Below are 20,001 nucleotides of genomic sequence, written 5' to 3' on the forward strand. Positions count from 1 at the left end.
GCCTCATCGCGAGCAGGCTCACTCCTACAGTTGATTGCATTTCTTCAGATGGAATGCGATCCCTGTAGGAGTGAGCCTGCTCGCGATAGCGCTAGCCCAAGCGCCGCATCTCTGTCGGGAAGTGACAAAAATCGTCACTCCACGCCCTTACCCTTCGTCATATCGTTATTCATTAACGGTATTTAATTTCAAATTCTTATAGCTATAAAGTCACCCACCTGCGTACCTGCCGACCAATCGCCGCGCCGCACGACCTGAACCGACACGCAATCCAGCGTGAGTGTCTGATCGACGTGCGCGTCCGTGAGCGCGCCGTGCGTGGGAGATGATTGATGTCCGCCGCTACTGCCACCGAAAGCGCCGCAACTGCCGCGCCACAAGTTTTCGAAATTCGTCCATTCAGCGGTGCCGTCGGCGCCGAGATCGTTGGCCTCGACCTCAGCCGACCGGTCAATGATCAGGACTTCGCGCGCATTCACCGCGCGCACCTGGATCACCACGTCGTGGTCTTTCGCGATCAGCAGATCACCCCGCAACAGCAAATCGATTTCAGCCGTCGCTTCGGCGTGTTGCAGATCCATGTGCTCAAGCAGTTCCTGCTGGCCAATCACCCGGAAATTCTCATCGTTTCCAACATCATCGAGAACGGCCAGAACATCGGTCTCGGTGACGCCGGCAAGTTCTGGCATTCCGATCTTTCCTATAAAGAGCTGCCAAGTCTCGGCTCGATGCTGCACGCCCAAGAGCTGCCCTCCGAGGGCGGCGACACGCTGTTTGCCGACATGCACAAAGCCTGGGACAACCTGCCCGCTGCGTTGCGCAACGCGGTCGAAGGGCGTTCCGCCGCGCATTCCTACACCGCGCGCTACAGCGAAACCAAATTCGAAGGCAACTGGCGCCCGACCCTGACCCCGGAACAACTGGCCCAGGTCGCAGAAGTAGTGCACCCGGTAGTGCGCACCCACCCGGAAAACGGTCGCAAGGCCCTGTTCGTCAGCGAAGGCTTCACCACGCGCATCGTCGGCCTCCCGGAAGACGAAAGTCGCCAGCTGCTTGCCGAACTCTTCGCCCACAGCGTGCTGCCGCAAAACATCTACCGCCATCAGTGGGAACCCCACGATCTGGTGTTCTGGGACAACCGTTCGCTGATCCACCTCGCCGCCGGCTGTCCTGCGCATCTGCGCCGCAAGCTGTATCGCACGACCATTCAGGGCGACGCGCCTTTCTGATTTGCCGGAGATCGACCATGAACGCCCCTTTGCCAGGCCACGCGGCCAGCAACCCGATCGCCCACAGCGAAGCGTTGTTGGCCGTCGATCACGTCAGCCTCGAATACCGCACGCCGCAACGCGTGGTGCGCGCCACTCACCAGGTCAGTTTCGCCGTCGATCCGGCGGATCGTTTCGTCCTGCTCGGCCCGTCCGGCTGTGGCAAATCCACCCTGCTCAAAGCGGTCGCCGGGTTCATCCAGCCCTGCGAAGGCGAGATCCGCCTGCAAGGTCAGCGCGTCGATGCACCGGGGCCGGATCGCATTGTGGTGTTTCAGGAATTCGACCAGTTGCCGCCGTGGAAAACCGTGAAGCAGAACGTGATGTTCCCGTTGCTGGCCTCGCGCACCTTGAACAAGAAGGACGCGGAAGAACGCGCGCTGCACTATCTGGAAAAGGTCGGCCTGGCGGCGTTCGCCGACGCCTATCCGCACACCTTGTCCGGCGGCATGAAAGCGCGGGTGGCGATCGCCCGGGCGTTGGCCATGCAGCCGAAAATCCTTTTGATGGATGAACCCTTCGCTGCACTCGATGCGCTGACCCGCCGCAAGATGCAGGAGGAATTGCTGCTGCTCTGGGAAGAGGTGCGCTTCACCCTGTTGTTCGTCACCCACTCGATCGAAGAGGCGTTGGTGGTGGGCAATCGCATCCTGTTGCTGTCGCCGCATCCGGGGCGGGTGCGCGCCGAAGTGCACAGCCATCAATACGATCTGCACAGCCTCGGTGGCGTGGCGTTTCAGGAATCGGCGCGGCGCATTCATCGTCTGCTGTTCGATGAAGGCCAGGCGCCGGAGACCGAACGTGAGCATGACTTCAACGACATTCGCATCGCCTATTGAGCGGCCAGGAGGACTACCCGATGAGCCATTCATCATCCGTGCGTGAAGAATTCGAAACCGTGCTCGAGCCGCTGACCGCAGTGCCGGTCGAGCGCGAATTGCCGCTCGGCACGCGCCTGTGGCAACAGGGCTGGCTGCGCAAAAGCCTGATCCTGATCGTGCTGGCGATTATCTGGGAAGTGGTCGCGCGGATTCAGAACAACGACCTGATGCTGCCGAGCTTTCTGCAAACCGCACAGGCCTTGTTTGACGGTGTGCTCAGTGGCGAGCTGCTGGCCAAGGTGTGGATATCTTTGGTGGTGCTGATCAAGGGCTACCTGATCGGCATCGTTCTCGCGTTCGCCCTGACGACATTGGCGGTCTCGACCCAGTTGGGGCGTGATCTGCTCAGTACGATGACCTCGATGTTCAACCCGTTGCCGGCGATTGCCCTGCTGCCGCTGGCGTTGTTGTGGTTCGGGTTGGGGCAGAACAGCCTGATCTTCGTGCTGGTGCATTCGGTGTTGTGGGCGTTGGCGCTGAACACTTATGCCGGATTTCTCGGCGTCTCCGAGACGCTGCGCATGGCCGGGCGCAATTATGGTTTGAAGGGCTTGCGCCTGGTCTTGTTCATCCTGATCCCGGCGGCGCTGCCGTCGATTCTCGCGGGTCTGAAAATTGGCTGGGCGTTCGCCTGGCGCACGTTGATTGCCGCCGAACTGGTGTTTGGCGCGACCAGTGGCAAGGGCGGGCTGGGCTGGTACATCTTTCAGAATCGCAATGAGCTGTACACCGACAAGGTGTTTGCCGGATTGGCGGTGGTGATCCTGATTGGCTTGCTGGTGGAAAACCTGGTGTTCGATACCCTCGAGCGTGTGACCGTCAAGCGTTGGGGTATGCAACGTTAACAATGGTATGCCGGCTGGCCCAATCGCGAGCAGGCTCACTCCTACATTTGAAATGCGTGCCCCTGTAGGAGTGAGCCTGCTCGCGATAGCTTTTTCAAAGGCTCCGCCACTCTTGAGTATGTTTGCTAGCATTGCGCACAGATCAATCCAGATCAGCCAAGAGTGCTCAGCATGCAACTCCCGGACATGAACCTTCTGGTCGCCCTCGATGCCTTGCTCGACGAGGGCAGTGTGGTCGGCGCGGCGCGGCGGATGAACCTCAGCCCGGCGGCCATGAGCCGCACGCTGACGCGGATTCGCGAAGCCATCGGCGATCCGATTCTGGTCCGCGCCGGGCGCGGTCTGGTGCCGACACCCAAAGCTCTTGAGCTGCGCGAACAGGTACGCGACGTGGTCGAGCAGGCGGCGCTGCTGTTCCGCTCCGCCGACAGCGTCGAGCTGGGCACCTTGCGCCGGCGTTTCAGCATCCGTGCCAATGATTTCTTCGTCGGCGTCTACGGCGGCAAGCTGTTCGACACCCTCGACCAGCTCGCCCCGCATTGCGAATTGCGCTTCGTCCCGGAAGGTGACGGCGACGATGAGGCGCTGCGCGAAGGGCGCATCGATCTGAGCGTCAGCAATACCCGTCCGCTCACGCCGGAAGTGAAAGTGCAGAACCTGTTCTCCACCCATTTCGTCGGCCTGGTGCGCGAGAACCATCCGTTGCTCGATGGCGAAATCACTGCCGAACGCTACGCCGGGTTTTCCCACATCAGCATGTCGCGCCGGGGCATTGCTCGCGGCCCGATTGATACGGCGCTGAACGCGCTGGGGCTGGAGCGCCGGGTGGCGGTCATCGCGCCGAGTTTTCATGCGGCGATGTTTGCCTTGCCTGACTCCGACCTGATCCTGCCGGTGCCCAAAGAGGCCCTGCTCAGCGTACGGCGGCTGGGGCTGAAACTGCGCTCGTTCGACCTGCCGATTCCGCTGCCGATGCTGATGCTGACCCAGGCCTGGCACCCGCGCTTCGACAAGGACCCGGCCCACCGCTGGCTGCGCGAAACCCTCAAGACCTGCTGCGATGAAACGTGGCTGGCCGCACAGCCATAATCTCGAATTGCGCACAAATCCCCTGTAGGAGTGAGCCTGCTCGCGATAGCGTTGTGTCAGTCTCCAAACATGGCGACTGGTGCGCCGCCATCGCGAGCAGGCTCACTCCTACAGGGGATAATCGTTGTGTCTGATGCACTTATAACCTGCCAATAAGTCAATTTTCGTCAGCATCAAGCCCCACTAAAATGCTCCGGTATTTCACCCGCGGAGTTTTCATTCATGACATCCCTGACGGTCACGGCGCCCCTTGCCGCGGCCAGCCCGGCGACGGCGGCTGCGCCACCGGTGTTCGGGGCGCGGATCATCATTGGTCTGGTCGGCGTGCTGTTGGCCGTGCTGGTCTCGGGCCTCAACGAGATGGTCACCAAAGTCGCACTCGCCGATATTCGCGGCGCGCTGCACATCGGTTACGACGAAGGCACCTGGCTGGTCGCCAGTTACACCGCCACGTCGGTCGCGGCCATGGCCTTTGCGCCGTGGTGCTCGGTGACCTTCTCGCTGCGCCGTTTCACCCTCTGCGCCATCGGCCTGTTTACCCTGCTTGGCGTGCTGTGCCCGTTCGCCCCGAATTACGAAAGTCTGTTGTTGATGCGCATCCTTCAGGGCCTGGCCGGCGGCGCGCTGCCGCCGATGCTGATGACCGTCGCGCTGCGCTTTCTCCCCGCCAACATCAAACTCTACGGGCTGGCCGGCTACGCCTTGACCGCGACGTTCGGTCCGGGGCTCGGCACGCCGCTGGCCGGCCTGTGGACCGAACACGTCGGCTGGCAATGGACCTTCTGGCAGATCATCGTGCCGTGCCTGATCGCCATGGCTGCCGTGGCCTACGGCTTGCCGCAGGATCCGCTGCGGCTGGAGCGGCTCAAGTCATTCAACTGGAAAGGCTTGCTGCTGGGCTTTCCGGCGATCTGCATGTTGGTCATCGGCCTGTTGCAGGGCAATCGGCTGGACTGGTTCGAATCAAGTTTGATCTGCGCCTTGCTCGGTGCCGGTTCGCTGCTGCTGGTGGCTTTTCTGATCAATGAATGGTCGCAGCCGATTCCGTTTTTCAAGCTGCAGATGCTCGGCATCCGCAACCTGATGTTCGCGTTGATCACCCTCGCCGGCGTGCTGATCGTGCTGTTGGCGGTGGTGCTGATTCCGTCGAGTTATCTGGCGCAGGTGCAGGGTTATCGTCCGGCGCAAACCGCGCCGATCATGCTCATCGCCGCGTTGCCGCAGTTGATCGCGCTGCCGCTGGTGGCGGCGCTGTGCAATTTACGCTGGGTCGACTGCCGTTGGGTGCTTGGCATTGGTCTTGGCATGCTCGCGCTGTCCTGCCTGGGCGGTTCGCACCTGACGTCGCAGTGGATCCGCGACGATTTCTACGTCCTGCAATGGCTGCAGATTTTCGGCCAGCCGATGGCGGTGTTGCCGCTGCTGATGTTGTCGACCGGCAGTATCTCGCCGATGGAAGGGCCTTTCGCGTCAGCGTGGTTCAACACCGTCAAGGGGCTGGCGGCAGTGGTTGCTACCGGCGTAATCGAAGCGCTGACCACCTCGCGCCTGCATTTCCATTCGACCATGTTGGTCGACAGCCTCGGCAATTCGCCGCTGGCCGATCACAGCGATCCGGGCCTCGCTCACCGCCTGCACGAGCAGGCGGTGGTGCTGACTTCGTCCGACCTCTACGTGTGCATGGCTGGAGTCGCCGTGGCGTTGATCCTGCTGATTTTCTGGCTGCCGACGCGGATTTATCCACCGCGCGCGCCGACCTGATCGCTGCACTGAAACTGAAGGTTTTTTTATGACTCAATCCAAGCAAAAACTCGCGGTAGCCGTGGCTGCCGCATTGGCGGTGGGCGTGCTGGTGTACCTGGCGATGCCAGGACTGTTCGGAAACCGCACCGAGCAAACCACCAACGACGCGTTCGTCTCCGCCGACTACACGCTGGTGGTGCCGCGCGTGGCCGGCTTCATCAAACAGGTGCTGGTTGAAGACAACCAACAGGTCAAGGCCGGGCAGTTGCTGGCGTTGATCGATGACCGCGATTTGCGCGCCGCAGCGGAAGCGGCGGATGCGCAAACCCTGGTCGCGCGGGCGCAGTTGCAGAACGCCAACGCGACTCTGGAGCGGCAGGCTTCGCTGATTGCTCAGGCACAGGCTGCAGTGGTCTCGGCCAAAGCGCAAATGGCTTTCGCGCAGCAGGAACTGAACCGCTACAACCACCTCGCCGGGGTCGGCGCCGGCACCGTGCAGAACGCGCAACAGGCACGCACGCGCATCGATCAGGCTTCGGCGCGCCTGGACACCGCGACGGCGAAGCTGGCGGCCGAACGCAAGCAGGTCGAAATCCTCACTGCCCAGCGCAACGCTGCCGAAGGCACTCTGAAACACGCGCAGGCGGCGCTGGAAATCGCCAGTTTCAACCTGTCGTACACGCGCATCACCGCGCCGCAGGACGGCATGATCGGCGAACGTGCAGTGCGTGTCGGCGCCTACGTCACGCCGGGCAGCAAACTGCTGGCGGTGGTGCCGTTGCAGCAGGCGTATGTGGTTGCCAATTTTCAGGAAACCCAATTGACCGACGTGCAGCCGGGGCAGGATGTGCAGGTACGGGTCGACAGCCTGGGCGGCGAAGCGCTGAGCGGTCGCGTTGAGAGCATCGCGCCGGCAACGGGCGTGACTTTTGCGGCGGTGAAACCGGATAACGCGACGGGCAATTTCACCAAAGTGGTGCAGCGGATTCCGGTGAAGATCATGCTGGAGCCGGGCCAGCCATTGGCCGAGCGCTTGCGGGTGGGGATGTCGGTCGAGGCGAGTATTGATACCGCCAGCTCAAAAGTATCCAAGCGTGAGGTGACGCAGCGATGATCGGTGTTGAATCGGCTGTCGCCTTCGCGAGCAGGCTCGCTCCCACATTTTGTAATGCGTTCCCCCTGTGGGAGCGAGCCTCCTCGCGAAAACGCCAGTGGCAGCAACTCACCCTGAGTACCTTGCTTGCAGTCAGCCTCGGCGCTTGTACCGTCGGCCCGGACTTCCAGAAACCCGCAGCCACTCAACCCGCCGACTGGGCCAAACCCGCCCAGTCCGCCCCAAGCCAGGCCGTCAACGAACCGCTGAACGAACGCTGGTGGGAAACCTTCCAGGACCCGCAGCTCTCCGCGCTCACTCAGCGCGCGCTCAACAGCAACCTCGACCTCAAACTGGCCAGCAGCCGCCTGCAACAAAGTCGCGCCGCGCGCCAGGTGATCACCGCCGAGCGTTATCCGAACAGCGCCGCCACCGGCAGCTACGCACGCAAACGCAACAGCGGCAAGGGTCTGAACGATCCATCGGGGAATAACGGTGATTCGGCCTTCAACCTGTGGGACGCCGGTTTCTCGGCTTCATGGGAGCTGGATTTCTGGGGCCGCGTACGTCGTGAAACCGAGGCCGCGGATGCCAACCTCGAAGTGGCGGAAAACGATCGTCGCGGTGTGCTGCTGACCGTACTGGCCGACACCGCGCAAAACTACATTCAGCTGCGCGGGGTGCAGAACACCCGTGCCGTCACCGAGCAGAACCTCGACGTCGCCCGGCACAGCCTGAAACTTTCGCAGCTGCGTTTGGCCGATGGCGTGGCGACCGATCTCGACGTCGCCGAGGCCGCCGCGCAAGTCGCCGCCATCGAAGCACGACTGCCAGCGCTCGAGCAGCGTCAGGCGCAACTGATCAACGCGATCAGTCTGTTGATGGGCGAACCGCCGCAAGCCCTCGCTCAAACGTTATCCACAGACGCGGCAGTGCCGCAGTCGCCTCTGCAAGTCGCCATCGGCCTGCCGTCTGAATTGGCCGAACGCCGCCCGGATATCCGCCAGGCCGAAGCGCGTCTGCACGCCGCCACCGCCAACATCGGCGTGGCCCAGGGCGATTTCTATCCCCGCATCACCCTGTCCGGCAACCTCGGATCGCAGGCCCTGCAACTCAGCGATTTCGGTTCATGGGGCTCGCGCGCCTTTGGTATCGGCCCGCAATTCAGCTTGCCGCTGTTCGACGGCGGACGTTTGCGCGGCATGCTGCAGCTGCGCGAAGCCCAACAACAGGAAGCGGCCATCGCCTACCAGCAGACCGTTCTGCGCGCCTGGCATGAAATTGACGATCAACTGACCGCGTACAACGCCAGCCAGCGCCGTCGCGATAGCCTCGCCGAAGCCGTGCGCCAGAACCAGATCGCCCTGCGCACCGCGCAGCAGCAGTACGTCGAGGGTGTGGTCGATTTCGTCAACGTCCTCACCGTGCAGAGCGCCTTGCTCGCCACGCAGGAACAATGGGTGGAAAGCTCAACCGGCGTTTCCCTGGCAATGGTCGGCTTGTACAAGGCGCTGGGCGGCGGATGGCAGTCGGTCTATCCGGCAGCGCAGCTGGCCGCAGGCTCGCCGGACGTCGCCAGGCCGTGAACCCACAGCGACAGCTATGATCAACTCCACTGCAGCAAACGGCGTGACACCGGACCTGAGTTCCAGAGGAGTTGCATCATGGAAAATCCGCAGCACAGCCTACCGGCCCTGTTCAAACAACTCGGCCTCCCTCACGACGCGATCAGCATCGATCAGTTCATCGCCAGCCATTCCCCGCTCAAGCCGGATTTGCATCTGGCCGACGCGTTTTTCTGGACGGAAAGTCAGGCGCAGTTTCTGCGCGAGGAGATTCTGGATGATGCGGATTGGGCGGAGGTGGTGGATCAGTTGAATTTGATATTGCGGAAGAAAGCATAAATAGACCAAAATCACGTCCTAATTTGAGGTCCTTATTATGCAAAGTGTTCTTGCCGATATGGCTGTCAGTGTCTCTGAACTAAAGAAAAATCCTACTGCCGTGTTGAACGGTGCACATGGGGGGGCCGTCGCTGTCCTCAACCACAATCGCGTCATGGGTTATATGGTGCCGGCCGAAGTTTACGAAGCGATGATGGAGCGGCTTGATGATCTTGAGCTGGCTGACATCGTTCGTTCGCGCCTTCACGAAACGCCCATTTCGGTAAGCCTGGATGACTTATAAGCTTGAGTTTCTGCCGTCTGCGCACAAAGAGTGGAACAAGCTGGGTCATACGTTGCGGGAGCAGTTCAAAAAGAAGCTGGGTGAGAGGCTGAAGCTTCCCAGAATCCCGGCTGACGCCCTCCACAGCATGCCCGACTGCTACAAAATCAAACTCAAAGCCTCGGGATATCGATTGGTTTACCAAGTCATCGACGAACGAGTCGTGGTTTCCGTGCTAGCGGTTGGCAAGCGCGAACGCAGCAGCGTTTACGATGCTGCCAAGAACCGTTGAACGAGCCCCCGCTTTATTCAAGTGGCCGATGTTTGTCGATGAGATTCTTGAGTGACCGGGCTGGGCCATCAAAGTGTGGGATCAGTTTGATGTATCGTCTGGCATGAGGCGCAGCATGTAAAAAAAATTGCGCGAAAAGGCTCAGATGTAAAAAAAACCTCCTTACTGTAAAAAAAATTTCGTTCTGTCACTCGCATTAGATTTTTTCTACGAAAAATTGCGAATCCAACTTGTGGACGCCTCGGCCAAGCGTGGAGAGATTTGTTTCAAAACTTGACTGAAATTCCCCACCAATGCGATATTGATAGTTAGCAAACTAACAGTGTCCGTTATCCCGTGTCCGATTCCCTCGACAGTCTCCAGATGAACATCAGCAGCGCCATGGTGGTGGCCGCCCGGCATTGGCGGAAGATCTGCCAGACCACGCTGGTCAATTACGGAATTTCCGAAGCCTGCGCCGTGCCCTTGTTGATGATCGGGCGTTTGGGCGAGGGCGTGCGCCAGGTGCAAGTCGCCCAAGCGGCGGGGATGGAGAGTCCGTCGCTGGTGCGCTTGCTCGATCAGCTGTGCCATGCCGGTTACGTCTGCCGCACTGAGGATGCCCAGGATCGTCGCGCCAAGTGCCTGAGCCTGACCGACACCGGTCGCGAGCTGGTGCAGGCGGTGGAGGCCGAGCTGGTGCGCTTGCGCCACGAAGTGCTGGAAGGCATCGAGCGCAGCGATCTGGAAGCTACGCTTCGGGTACTCAGGGCTTTTGAGGCGGCGAGTTCGCCTGTGGTGGTCAATTCTTGAACGGTTTTTTCACTGGCATGCCGCCGGCCCGTGACTGGTTTTACGGGGTACGTACTTTTGCCGCGTCGATGATTGCGCTGTACATCGCCTTGCTCATGCAAATGCCGCGTCCGTATTGGGCGATGGCCACGGTGTACATCGTCTCCAGCCCGTTTCTCGGCCCGACCAGTTCCAAGGCTCTATACCGGGCAGCGGGTACTTTTCTCGGTGCGGCGGCGGCAGTGCTGTTCGTGCCGATGTTCGTGCAAAGCCCCTACGTGCTGGTGGTGGTCATTGCCTTGTGGACCGGCATTCTGCTGTTCATGTCCCTGCATTTGCGCACGGCCAACAGCTACGCACTGATGCTGGCCGGCTACACCTTGCCGTTGATTGCCCTGCCGGTGGTGGATAATCCGCTGGCGGTGTGGGATGTGGCCGAGGCGCGTACCGAAGAGATTTTCCTTGGCATCGCCGTTGCTGCGGTGGTCGGTGCGATGTTCTGGCCGCGCCGGCTGGCGCCGGTGTTCAACGATGCGGTAAGCAAGTGGTTCGCCGATGCGACGAGCTACAGCCTGAAGTTTCTCAGTCGCGATGTGCAGCCGGAAGAAGTCACCGCGCTGCGCATGGCCATGGTCGCCAATTTCAACAGCCTTGAATTGATGATCGGCCAGTTGCCCCACGAAGGCGCGCGGCCACAGACCGTGCGCAACACCAAGGAGCTGCGCGGACGGATGATTCACCTGCTGCCGGTGATCGATGCGCTTGAGGATTCGCTATACGCCTTGGAACGGCGCACCCCTGAGCTGGTGGAAAAATTCCAGCCGTTGCTCGCAGCCACCCGTGAATGGCTGAGCCATGCGGATGCCGATCTCGCGCGCTGGCAAGCACTGCGCGATCAGCTCGACGGGTTGCAACCGAGTGCCGAAGCGCTGGAGGAGCGCAAACAGTTGCTGTTCTCCAATGCGATCTACCGCCTCGGTGAATTCATCGATCTGTGGCAGGACTGCCGCAGCCTGCAGGATGCGATCCTGTGCGAGCGCCAGGACAGCTGGCGCGCCGTGTACCGGCACTGGCGCCTCGGCCGGTTGACGCCGTTCATCGATCGCGGGCTGATGCTGTACTCGGTGGCCTCGACCATTCTGGCGATCATCGTCGCTTCGGTGTTGTGGATTCTGCTCGGCTGGCCGGATGGCGGCAGTGCGGTGATTCTGGCGGCGGTGGCGTGCAGCTTCTTCGCCTCGATGGACGACCCGGCCCCGCAGATTTACCGATTCTTTTTCTGGACCGGGATGTCGGTGCTGTTCGCCAGTCTTTACCTGTTTCTGATTCTGCCCAACCTGCATGATTTCCCCATGCTGGTGCTGGCGTTTGCCGTGCCGTTCATTTGCATCGGCACCCTGACAGTGCAGCCGCGTTTCTACCTCGGCATGCTGCTGACGCTGGTCAATACCTCGTCGTTCATCAGCATTCAGGGTGCCTACGACGCGGACTTTTTTGCCTTCGCCAACTCCAACCTCGCCGGGCCACTGGGGCTGTTGTTCGCTTTTATCTGGACGCTGGTGGCGCGGCCGTTCGGTGCCGAGCTGGCGGCCAAGCGCCTGACTCGATTCAGTTGGAAAGACATCGTCAGCATGACCGAACCGGCCAGCCTCGCCGAGCATCGGCAACTGGGCGTGCAGTTGCTTGATCGGCTGATGCAGCACCTGCCGCGTCTGGCCCTGACCGGCCAGGACACCGGCATTGCCATGCGCGAAGTGCGCGTCGGTCTGAATATGCTCGATTTGCTTGCATACACCCCGCGCGTCACTGGCGTGCCAAATGCCCTGTTGCGACAGGTGGTGAGTGAGGTCGGCGAGTATTTCCGCGCCTGCCTCAAAGCCGACGAACGCCTGCCGGCGCCGAGCGGTCTGCTGATGACCCTTGATCGCACCCGCCGTGCGCTGAACGGTGAGGGCGACGATGAAACCCGTCTGCACCTGTTGCACGCCTTGAGTGGTTTGCGTCTGGCCTTGCTGCCCGGCGTCGAATTCGTCTCCAGCGCCGAGCCCGAAGAACCGCTGCCCGATGGAGCGCCCCTATGATTGGTGATCTGGATATCAGCGGCATTTTCCTGCCGACCCTGCTGGTGCTGATGGGCATTACCTATGTGTTGTTTCTGTTGGTGCATGGCGTGCTGCAGCGCCTGCACTTTTACCGTCTGGTCTGGCACCGGGCATTGTTCAACGTGGCGCTCTACGCCGTGCTGCTGTACGGCGTGGACTCACTCAGTCGATACCTGATGACATGAAAAAACCGTTTCTGACTATAGGTCGCGTGGTCCTGACCCTGCTGATCGTGACTTTTGCCGTTGTCCTCGTCTGGCGCATGGTGATGTATTACATGTTCGCGCCGTGGACCCGCGACGGCCACATTCGTGCCGACATCATCCAGATCGCCCCGGACGTGTCCGGGTTGATCCAGCAAGTCGAAGTGAAGGACAACCAGTTGATCAAGCGTGGCCAGGTGCTGTTCAGTATCGATCAGGACCGCTTCAAACTGGCCCTGCGCCAGGCCAAGGCCGCCGTCGCTGATCGCCAGGAAACCCTCGCCCAGGCGCAGCGTGAAGCCAAGCGTAACCGTGGCCTCGGCAACCTGGTGCCGGCCGAGCAACTGGAAGAGAGCCAGTCGCGGGTGGCCCGTGCGCAATCGGCGCTGGCCGAAGCGTTGGTGGCGGTCGACAGTGCGCAGCTCAACCTCGATCGCTCGGTGATCCGCAGCCCGGTCGACGGTTACGTCAACGACCGCGCGCCGCGTCCGCAGGAGTTCGTCACCGCCGGGCGCCCGGTATTGTCGGTGGTCGACAGCAATTCCTTCCACATCGACGGCTATTTTGAAGAAACCAAACTCGACGGCATTCACGTCGGGCAGTCGGTGGATATCCGCGTGATCGGCGACCGCGCACGGTTGCGCGGGCATGTCGAAAGCATCGTCGCCGGCATCGAAGACCGTGATCGCACCAGTGGCAGCAACCTGCTGCCGAACGTCAACCCGGCGTTCAGTTGGGTGCGCCTGGCGCAGCGGATTCCGGTGCGCATCGCCTTCGATGATGTGCCGGCCGACTTCCGCATGATTGCCGGGCGTACCGCCACTGTGTCGATCATCGACGATCAACCCCGGGAGCCGCAGCCATGAGCAAGGCCTGGTTGATCGCCGGGTTGGGTGTGATGCTCTCGGCCTGCCAGATGGTCGGCCCGGATTATCAGGTGCCTGCCGACGCGGCAGCGCAGCGCAAGGATATTCAGGGCGAGCTGGCAATCGCTGGCAAACCGGTGGTTTCGGCGCCGGTGCCGGCCGACTGGTGGCGACTGTATAAAGACCCGCGCCTCGATCAACTGGTGCAGCAGGCCATGGCGTCCAACACCGACCTGCGTGTAGCGGCGGCGAACCTGTCGCGGGCGCGCGCTCAGGTGGATGAGGCCGAGGCCGCTGGCGGTTGGAGTGGCGGCGTGAAAATGGGCGCCCAGCGTCTGCAGGAATCCGGTCAGGCGTTCCTGCTGCCGGAGAAAGTGCCGGTGGATAACGTCGGCGACATCGGCATCAGCGCTTCGTATCAGTTCGACTTGTGGGGCACCCTGCAGCGCGGCATCGAAGCGGCCAAAGCCAATGCCGATGCGACCCAGGCCGCTGCCGATACCGCTCGCATCACGCTGGTGGCGGACGTGGTTCGCGCTTACACCCAGGTCTGCGCCGCCAATGAAGAGCGGGAAATCGCCGAGCATTCTCTCGATCTGCAATCGCAGAGCACTTCACTGATCCAGCGTCTGCGTGACGCCGGGCGTGGCGACGAAACCCAGGTCACCCGCTCGCAAACCCAATTCAAATCCCTGCGCGCCGATTTGCCGCGTTATGAAGCGGCGCGTCAGGCCGGGCTGTTCCGTTTGTCGATGCTGCTGGCCAAACCGGTCGAGCAATTGCCGGCGGGCACGGCCAGTTGCGCCGAGTTGCCGAAGATCGCTCAACGACTGCCGGTGGGGGACGGTGCTGCGCTGCTCAAGCGTCGACCGGATATTCGTCAGGCTGAACGCCGTCTCGCGGCGGCAACGGCGGGCATCGGTATCGCCACCGGTGAGCTGTACCCGGACATCAGCATCGGCGCGACCATTGGCACCGTCGGTCTCATCGACGATCTGGGTGACCCTTCGACCAACCGCTGGGGTTTCGGCCCGTCGCTGAGCTGGAAGGTGCCGACCAACGGCGCCCGTGCGCGCATTCGTGAGGCCGAGGCCAACACTCAGGGCGCGCTGGCGCATTTCGACGGTGTGGTGCTCAACGCCATCCGCGAGACCCAGACCGGTCTGGCCCAGTACAGCGCGTTGTTGCAGCGCCGCGATGCACTGGCCGAAGCCGAGCAGTCGGCGAAGCTCGCCGCCGAGCAGACGCACCGCTTCTTCCAGGCCGGCCGCGAGTCGTTCCTCGCCGACCTGCAAGCGACCCGCACCTACACCGATGTCACCGCGCAACTGGCCGCCGCGAACACCCAGGTCGCGATGAGCCAGATCGATTTGTTCCTCGCCCTGGGCGGTGGCTGGGAAAGCGGACGAACGAACACCTCGGGCGCCAGCAAACCCTGAGGCCGTTGCTATGCTTTGATGTGTTGGAGGGGCGCCCCATGCCAAGCGCTCCTGCAATGCACATTGCTCGTGCTGGCCCAGGGGAAACCAATAATGAAAAACCCTTACGCTCTCGGCTTCTGGTGCGCTCTGGTCGCACTGGTGCTGCTCTCGGCCACATATTTCTACGGGATCATGCTGGCCCACCAGATTGACACGGCAATGGTTTTTCTCGACAGCGCCGTTGCGCTGATCGCGGTGATGGCGATCGTCGTCGTCGCCTGGACCTCGATTCAGCTGCAGCGGGTCAAGAAGCGTCAGCTCGAGCGCGGCAAGATGCTCGTGCTGATCTGGGACACCAAAGTCGCCCTGCGCCGGGTCGAAACCGTGTTCGACCGCTACTTCTGGGGCAGTTACTGGCAGCCCGGGCGAACCTTCGCCGAAGTCATGGGCGAACTCACCGGCACGCCGCTGGAAAAAAGCCTCGAAGCTCTGAAGAAGCAATGCCTGGAACTCGACAAGCAGATCGCCGATGAAGGCTGGCACTGGCTGAACAATGCTCGCGAGCTGTCAGATGTCGCCACGGCCATGGCCCGCGAACGCTATCAGCTGGATTTCTGCGATGTACGGATGGAGGCGCCAGGCGGGGCGGTGATCGATCGAGACTTCGAAGTGCTGGTGTACACCTGGACCGCGCGGCTGAAGAGCTTCGATCATCAGCTGGATGAAATTGAAGTCCAATATTCCTGATTTGTTGTGAATCCTCCGGCGCTATCGCGAGCAGGCTCACTCCTACATTTGGAATGCGTTCCCCCTGTAGGAGTGAGCCTGCTCGCGATAGCGTCCTTCCAGACACTGAAACTCTTCAACCCTGTCAGCGGTCCATTCCCCCCACAGACACTCTTTAACCTCTAAACAGTGGGCCGTCCCCCGCGCCCGGTGCTAATCTCCACCGCTTATTGCGCACAGTCGAGCCGCGACCCGATCCCGGGTTCAAGGAAGACGACTTCATTCACAGCCACGGAAATCGATCAGGTCATTCATGAATAAATCAGCAGGCGTGCTCCTCGGAATCGTTGTTGCCATCGGCGCGATCAGCGCAGGCGGGGCCTGGTACACCGGGACCAAGATCGAAGGCGTACTGAACAACGCCGTGACCAACGCCAACAAGGAGCTGCAGACCGCCATGGCCGGCTCCAACGGCACGGCGTCGCTGGAGCTGGTGTCGCTGGAACGCCACACCTTCACCAGCACCGCGCACTATCGCCTCAAGGGCGAAGGCGAGATGTTCGGTGATGCGCCGGTCGAGCTGCTGTTCGTCGACCATATCGAACACGGCCCGTTGCCGTTCTCCCGTCTGGTTTCGCTGAAGTGGCTGCCGGTCATGGCCACCAGCAACTATGAACTGGAAAAAAGCCCGTCCACAGAAAAATGGTTCGCCGCCACCAACGGCGCCGCGCCGCTCAAGGGCGTGACCAACATCGGCTACGACGAATCGACCACCAGCACCCTCAACCTGGTGCCGTTCGAAACCGCCCTGGATGAGCAGTCGAGCCTGAAGTTTTCCGGTCTGAGTATGGACATCGCCGCCAGCGCCCAGGCGCAGAAGGTCAAGGCCGACGGCTACATGGACAATCTGAAACTGGTCACCGTGTCTGAAGACCAGGCGCCGGTGCAGATCGAGCTCAACGGCCTGACCCTGGCCAGCAACCTCGCCAAGAGCAGCTACGGTTACTACACCGGGGAAAACACCCTGGAAGTGACCAGCAGCAAAACCACCTTCGGCGCCAAACCGATGGTGCTGGGGGTGAAGAACTTCGAAATGAAGAACCGCACCGAAGAAAGCGGCAGCAACGCCTCGGGCCGTGCCGATTACAAAATCGGCGAAGTGACGCTCAACGACAAGAAAGTCGGTTCGGCAGCCATGGCCATGAGCCTGAAGAACCTCGACATTCCTTCGACCATGTCGCTGATGCAGATCTACCAGACCAAATTGCAGCCGTACGAAAAAGCCGCCGCCGAAGCCGCCGCACAGGGCCTGCCGGCACCGGAGCTGAACCTGACCGAAGCGGAAAACGCCCAGGTCAAAGCCGACCTGCAGAAGCTGCTGGCCGCCGGCCCGCAACTGGCGCTGGAGAACCTTTCGTTCAACACCGCCAACGGTGAAAGCCGCGCCAATCTGGTGATCGACCTGACCAAACCGCAATCGATGGACCTGCCACCGGATCAACTGGGCAAGCAGCTGATTGCGCTGCTCGACCTGAACATTCAAGTGTCCAAGCCGATGCTGGTCGATCTGCTCAGCGTGCAGGCGCAACTCGATGGCCAGACTGACGCCAAAGCCATCGTCGATCAGTCCAGGGAAGCGGCGGACATGTTCGCCGGCATGGCGGTCGGCTCGCAATTGGCCGTCGTCGACGGCACCAACGTGGTGACAAAGCTGCATTACGCGGCCAATCAGGTCGAATTCAACGGCCAGAAAATGACCGTCGAACAGTTCATCGGCTTCCTGATGAGCAAGTTCGCCGGCGTCACCCAAGTGCAATAAATCCACCGCGCGCCACCCGGACGCCCGGCCCCTGTGTGAACAGGCGCCGGGCGTTTTGCTGTACGAGTTTTGTACAGAAGAGCCGATTCTGAACAATTATTGCGATGTGAAAATTCGCTCTCGCTTGCGTGCAGACTGCCTCACCAAGCTTGGCCGAAGGCTGTCTTCTCGGCCACCGTTACGAATGGGCAAGGAGGGCATTGCGACCCGGCTGGCCATGTAAGGATGCTGACGAATGCCGCGTATTGATGGTCCTGTAGTACATCGTGGTTTGCGCCCTTTGTTCCGATTCGCCCTCTGCAGCCAGTTGCTCTGGCCGCTGCTGGCGTTGGCCGACACACCCTATGATGAAATGGTCCGCGATGCTCGCGCCGGGCACTACACGCCCGCGTTGACGGTGTTGCGTCAGGTGCCGCCGGGCCAGGCCAGCGACGGCCAGATCAGTGATCACCTGCAAATCGCCAGTTGGGCCGGGCTCGATGCCGAAGTGGTCAAGGTCTATGAAACCCAGGGCCGCGACCGCGTCCTGCCGGTTCAGGCGCTGACCGCCGCTGCGCGTGCCTATCGCAACCTCAAGCGCTGGGACCAGGCCGCCCAGGTCTATAACCAGGCGCTGGCGCTGGAGCCGGACAACGCCGACCTGCAATTGGGTCTGGCGCTGACCCAGGCCGATTCCGGCAAGCCCGATCAGGCCGTCACCCGTGCCCAGGCGCTGGTCGCCGCCAAACCCGAGGATCCGTCACGCCGCCTGGCCTTGGGCTATGCCCTCGGCCGCGCCGGCAAGCAGTACGACGCTCTCTTTGAATACGATCAGGCGTTTATCCGCGCCGGCAACAAACCGGAAGTCGCCCGCGAGTACGTGGTCGCGCTGCAAAAGGCCCGTCTGCCTGAACCGGCGCTGCGCCTGGCCAGTCAGCGCCCCGGTCTGATTGATCCGGTGACCTTGCGCCGTCTCGAAGGCGATCTCGCCGCCGAACGTGTGCGCCTCGCCGAACTCGCCACCCGCAGCGAACAGGAACGCTACGTCATCGCTGACCGCGCGCTGGCCGATTACGACAAACTGCTCGCGACCTGGACGCCTGACGCCACTGCCCATGACGACGTGACGCGCTGGCGCATCGACCGCATGGGGGCGCTCAAGGCCCGGGCGCGCACCGCCGACGTCATCAGCGAATATCAAAAGCTGCAGGCCGAGGGCGTGCAGATTCCGACCTACGCCCTGCGTTGGGTGGCGGCGTCTTATCTCGATCAGCGTGAGCCGGAGATCGCCACCGATCTGTATCGCCAGGTGCTTTCAGCGCCTGACGCCGATGTCGGTGATCGTCTCGAAGACACCACTGCGCTGTACTACTCGCTGCTGGAAAGCGATCGCGCCGACGAGGCGCGCAAGGTCGCCGAAGACGCGGCGAAAGCCCAGCGTCCGCGCGTCGAACTCAAGGGTCTGCCGATCGGCAATCCCAACGATGAGTGGATGGACGCCCAGCAACTCGCGGCGCAGGCCGGCACTTACAGTTCCGACCTGCCCCACGGCGAAGAGCGTTTGCAGACTCTCATCGAGCAAGCGCCAGGCAATCTCGGCTTGCGTCTGGCCCAGGCCGATCTCTACCTCGCCCGCCAGATGCCGCGCCGCGCGGAAAGCCAGCTCAAGGAAGCCGAGAGCGCGGCACCGCGCGACGCGGGCCTGGAGGTCGCTCAGGCACGCACCGCGATGGAGTTGCAGGAGTGGCGGCAGAACGATGCGCTGGTCGATGACGTGGTCGCGCGTTATCCGGACAACCGCCAGGTGCAGCGACTGGCCCGCGAGCGCGAAGTGCATGACATGGCCGAACTGCGCGTCGAAGCCTACGGCGGCAAGGCCAATGGTGGCGGCAGTGGCGATGCCGGTGCGGTCAGCGGCAGCCGTGATTTCGGCATCCAGAGCACGTTGTACAGCCCGCCGATCAACGAAGACTGGCGCGTGTTCGCCGGCGCCGGTTATGCCACCGGTGATTTCGCCGAAGGGACTGGCCACCATCGCTTCCAACGGGTCGGCCTGGAACGGCGTACCCGTGACATGACCCTCGAAGCCGAAGTGTCGAATCACGATTACGGCTTCGGTGACAAACAAGGCGCACGCCTGGCGATCGCCCGCGACATCAACGATCACTGGCAGTACGGCGGCAGCCTCGAATACCTCTCGGCGGAAACACCGCTGCGCGCACTCAACAGCGACATCAAGGCCAATGGCGGCAGCGCATTCCTGCGCTGGCGCGCCAACGAAAGCCGCGAGTGGCGCGTCTCGGTCAGCCCGTCGCACTTCAGCGATGGCAACAACCGCGTCGAAGCGTTGGTGACCGGACGTGAAGGTATCTACAGCGCGCCGAACATCCAGGTCGATGCTGGTCTGGAAGTCGGCACCAGCCACAACTCGAAATCCGATGACGTGCCGTACTTCAACCCCAAGTCGGACTTCAGCGTGATGCCGCTGGTCAACGTCAACCACGTCCTCTACCACCGTTACGAAACTTCCTGGAGCCAGCAATTCCAGGCCGGCGCCGGCACCTACAGCCAGCGCGACCACGGCACCGGCGGCATGGCGTTGCTCGGTTACGGCCAACGGTACGCCTGGAACGACGTGTTCGATGTGGGCGGCATGTTCAGTGTGATCAACCGGCCTTACGACGGTGATCGGGAAACTGATCTGCGTCTGCTCGTCGACCTCACTTTCCGCTTCTAG

18 protein-coding genes are annotated in these 20,001 nt (G+C 61.8%); all 18 read left to right on the forward strand.

The window, feature by feature from the left end; translation table 11 throughout:
- The first annotated feature begins 332 nt into the window (after positions 1 to 332).
- On the forward strand, positions 333 to 1,229 hold the full coding sequence (locus BLU71_RS22760) for a TauD/TfdA dioxygenase family protein (RefSeq protein WP_083353939.1): 897 nt from the start codon (positions 333 to 335) through the stop codon (positions 1,227 to 1,229).
- A 17-nt stretch (positions 1,230 to 1,246) separates the two neighbouring features.
- A complete protein-coding gene (locus tag BLU71_RS22765) occupies positions 1,247 to 2,107 on the forward strand; it encodes an ABC transporter ATP-binding protein (RefSeq protein WP_042610147.1) in 861 nt (286 codons plus the stop codon).
- Between the two features lie 20 nt (positions 2,108 to 2,127).
- Positions 2,128 to 2,994 (forward strand): ABC transporter permease, encoded by an 867-nt coding sequence (locus tag BLU71_RS22770; protein ID WP_065615317.1) that lies wholly within the window; start codon positions 2,128 to 2,130, stop codon positions 2,992 to 2,994.
- A gap of 171 nt (positions 2,995 to 3,165) precedes the next feature.
- Complete coding sequence (locus tag BLU71_RS22775; protein WP_016772273.1) at positions 3,166 to 4,083, forward strand: LysR family transcriptional regulator; 918 nt, start codon at positions 3,166 to 3,168, stop codon at positions 4,081 to 4,083.
- Positions 4,084 to 4,305: 222 nt separating this feature from the next.
- The gene (locus BLU71_RS22780) at positions 4,306 to 5,844 is read left to right on the forward strand and encodes an MFS transporter (RefSeq protein ID WP_042610149.1); all 1,539 of its coding nucleotides are present in this window, start codon (positions 4,306 to 4,308) and stop codon (positions 5,842 to 5,844) included.
- A 28-nt stretch (positions 5,845 to 5,872) separates the two neighbouring features.
- Positions 5,873 to 6,940 carry an HlyD family secretion protein gene (locus tag BLU71_RS22785; RefSeq protein ID WP_083353940.1) on the forward strand — a complete coding sequence of 356 codons (1,068 nt, stop codon included), beginning with the start codon at positions 5,873 to 5,875 and terminating at the stop codon, positions 6,938 to 6,940.
- Complete coding sequence (locus BLU71_RS22790; protein WP_173867366.1) at positions 6,937 to 8,505, forward strand: efflux transporter outer membrane subunit; 1,569 nt, start codon at positions 6,937 to 6,939, stop codon at positions 8,503 to 8,505. Before BLU71_RS22785 ends, BLU71_RS22790 begins: the two co-directional genes overlap by 4 nt.
- Positions 8,506 to 8,583: 78 nt before the next feature.
- Positions 8,584 to 8,823, forward strand: coding sequence for a DUF2789 domain-containing protein (locus BLU71_RS22795; protein WP_064361654.1), 240 nt, complete (start codon positions 8,584 to 8,586; stop codon positions 8,821 to 8,823).
- Positions 8,824 to 8,860: 37 nt separating this feature from the next.
- Complete coding sequence (locus BLU71_RS22800; RefSeq protein ID WP_041477418.1) at positions 8,861 to 9,106, forward strand: type II toxin-antitoxin system Phd/YefM family antitoxin; 246 nt, start codon at positions 8,861 to 8,863, stop codon at positions 9,104 to 9,106.
- Positions 9,096 to 9,377 carry a type II toxin-antitoxin system RelE family toxin gene (locus BLU71_RS22805; protein ID WP_042610152.1) on the forward strand — a complete coding sequence of 94 codons (282 nt, stop codon included), beginning with the start codon at positions 9,096 to 9,098 and terminating at the stop codon, positions 9,375 to 9,377. The genes BLU71_RS22800 and BLU71_RS22805 overlap by 11 nt, the downstream gene beginning before the upstream one ends.
- Positions 9,378 to 9,740: 363 nt before the next feature.
- On the forward strand, positions 9,741 to 10,169 hold the full coding sequence (locus BLU71_RS22810) for a MarR family winged helix-turn-helix transcriptional regulator (protein WP_016772266.1): 429 nt from the start codon (positions 9,741 to 9,743) through the stop codon (positions 10,167 to 10,169).
- Positions 10,166 to 12,229 (forward strand): FUSC family protein, encoded by a 2,064-nt coding sequence (locus tag BLU71_RS22815; protein WP_083353941.1) that lies wholly within the window; start codon positions 10,166 to 10,168, stop codon positions 12,227 to 12,229. Before BLU71_RS22810 ends, BLU71_RS22815 begins: the two co-directional genes overlap by 4 nt.
- Positions 12,226 to 12,435: a DUF1656 domain-containing protein gene (locus BLU71_RS22820; RefSeq protein ID WP_016772264.1), complete on the forward strand. Its 210-nt coding sequence runs from the start codon at positions 12,226 to 12,228 to the stop codon at positions 12,433 to 12,435. The genes BLU71_RS22815 and BLU71_RS22820 overlap by 4 nt, the downstream gene beginning before the upstream one ends.
- Entirely contained in the window at positions 12,432 to 13,319 is an 888-nt protein-coding gene (locus BLU71_RS22825; protein WP_064361651.1) for an HlyD family secretion protein, read from the forward strand. The genes BLU71_RS22820 and BLU71_RS22825 overlap by 4 nt, the downstream gene beginning before the upstream one ends.
- The gene (locus tag BLU71_RS22830) at positions 13,316 to 14,758 is read left to right on the forward strand and encodes an efflux transporter outer membrane subunit (RefSeq protein ID WP_064361650.1); all 1,443 of its coding nucleotides are present in this window, start codon (positions 13,316 to 13,318) and stop codon (positions 14,756 to 14,758) included. Before BLU71_RS22825 ends, BLU71_RS22830 begins: the two co-directional genes overlap by 4 nt.
- Before the next feature lie 93 nt (positions 14,759 to 14,851).
- Complete coding sequence (locus BLU71_RS22835; RefSeq protein ID WP_042610156.1) at positions 14,852 to 15,487, forward strand: hypothetical protein; 636 nt, start codon at positions 14,852 to 14,854, stop codon at positions 15,485 to 15,487.
- A gap of 292 nt (positions 15,488 to 15,779) precedes the next feature.
- Complete coding sequence (locus tag BLU71_RS22840) at positions 15,780 to 17,285, forward strand: YdgA family protein (protein WP_083353942.1); 1,506 nt, start codon at positions 15,780 to 15,782, stop codon at positions 17,283 to 17,285.
- Between the two features lie 235 nt (positions 17,286 to 17,520).
- Positions 17,521 to 20,001 carry a poly-beta-1,6 N-acetyl-D-glucosamine export porin PgaA gene (gene pgaA, locus BLU71_RS22845; RefSeq protein WP_083353943.1) on the forward strand — a complete coding sequence of 827 codons (2,481 nt, stop codon included), beginning with the start codon at positions 17,521 to 17,523 and terminating at the stop codon, positions 19,999 to 20,001.

Source organism: Pseudomonas moraviensis, from assembly GCF_900105805.1.
Taxonomy (GTDB): domain Bacteria; phylum Pseudomonadota; class Gammaproteobacteria; order Pseudomonadales; family Pseudomonadaceae; genus Aquipseudomonas; species Aquipseudomonas moraviensis_A.

Excerpts from the sequence above, each read along its gene's own strand:
- BLU71_RS22795 (WP_064361654.1), top strand. The coding sequence starts at position 8,584 with ATGGAAAATCCGCAGCACAGCCTACCGGCCCTGTTCAAACAACTCGGC.
- BLU71_RS22820 (WP_016772264.1), top strand. The coding sequence starts at position 12,226 with ATGATTGGTGATCTGGATATCAGCGGCATTTTCCTGCCGACCCTGCTG.
- BLU71_RS22785 (WP_083353940.1), top strand. The coding sequence starts at position 5,873 with ATGACTCAATCCAAGCAAAAACTCGCGGTAGCCGTGGCTGCCGCATTG.
- BLU71_RS22770 (WP_065615317.1), top strand. The coding sequence starts at position 2,128 with ATGAGCCATTCATCATCCGTGCGTGAAGAATTCGAAACCGTGCTCGAG.
- BLU71_RS22830 (WP_064361650.1), top strand. The coding sequence starts at position 13,316 with ATGAGCAAGGCCTGGTTGATCGCCGGGTTGGGTGTGATGCTCTCGGCC.
- BLU71_RS22810 (WP_016772266.1), top strand. The coding sequence starts at position 9,741 with ATGAACATCAGCAGCGCCATGGTGGTGGCCGCCCGGCATTGGCGGAAG.
- BLU71_RS22760 (WP_083353939.1), top strand. The coding sequence starts at position 333 with ATGTCCGCCGCTACTGCCACCGAAAGCGCCGCAACTGCCGCGCCACAA.
- BLU71_RS22825 (WP_064361651.1), top strand. The coding sequence starts at position 12,432 with ATGAAAAAACCGTTTCTGACTATAGGTCGCGTGGTCCTGACCCTGCTG.
- BLU71_RS22805 (WP_042610152.1), top strand. The coding sequence starts at position 9,096 with ATGACTTATAAGCTTGAGTTTCTGCCGTCTGCGCACAAAGAGTGGAAC.
- BLU71_RS22790 (WP_173867366.1), top strand. The coding sequence starts at position 6,937 with ATGATCGGTGTTGAATCGGCTGTCGCCTTCGCGAGCAGGCTCGCTCCC.
- BLU71_RS22765 (WP_042610147.1), top strand. The coding sequence starts at position 1,247 with ATGAACGCCCCTTTGCCAGGCCACGCGGCCAGCAACCCGATCGCCCAC.
- BLU71_RS22775 (WP_016772273.1), top strand. The coding sequence starts at position 3,166 with ATGCAACTCCCGGACATGAACCTTCTGGTCGCCCTCGATGCCTTGCTC.
- BLU71_RS22835 (WP_042610156.1), top strand. The coding sequence starts at position 14,852 with ATGAAAAACCCTTACGCTCTCGGCTTCTGGTGCGCTCTGGTCGCACTG.
- BLU71_RS22780 (WP_042610149.1), top strand. The coding sequence starts at position 4,306 with ATGACATCCCTGACGGTCACGGCGCCCCTTGCCGCGGCCAGCCCGGCG.
- BLU71_RS22840 (WP_083353942.1), top strand. The coding sequence starts at position 15,780 with ATGAATAAATCAGCAGGCGTGCTCCTCGGAATCGTTGTTGCCATCGGC.
- pgaA (WP_083353943.1), top strand. The coding sequence starts at position 17,521 with ATGCCGCGTATTGATGGTCCTGTAGTACATCGTGGTTTGCGCCCTTTG.
- BLU71_RS22800 (WP_041477418.1), top strand. The coding sequence starts at position 8,861 with ATGCAAAGTGTTCTTGCCGATATGGCTGTCAGTGTCTCTGAACTAAAG.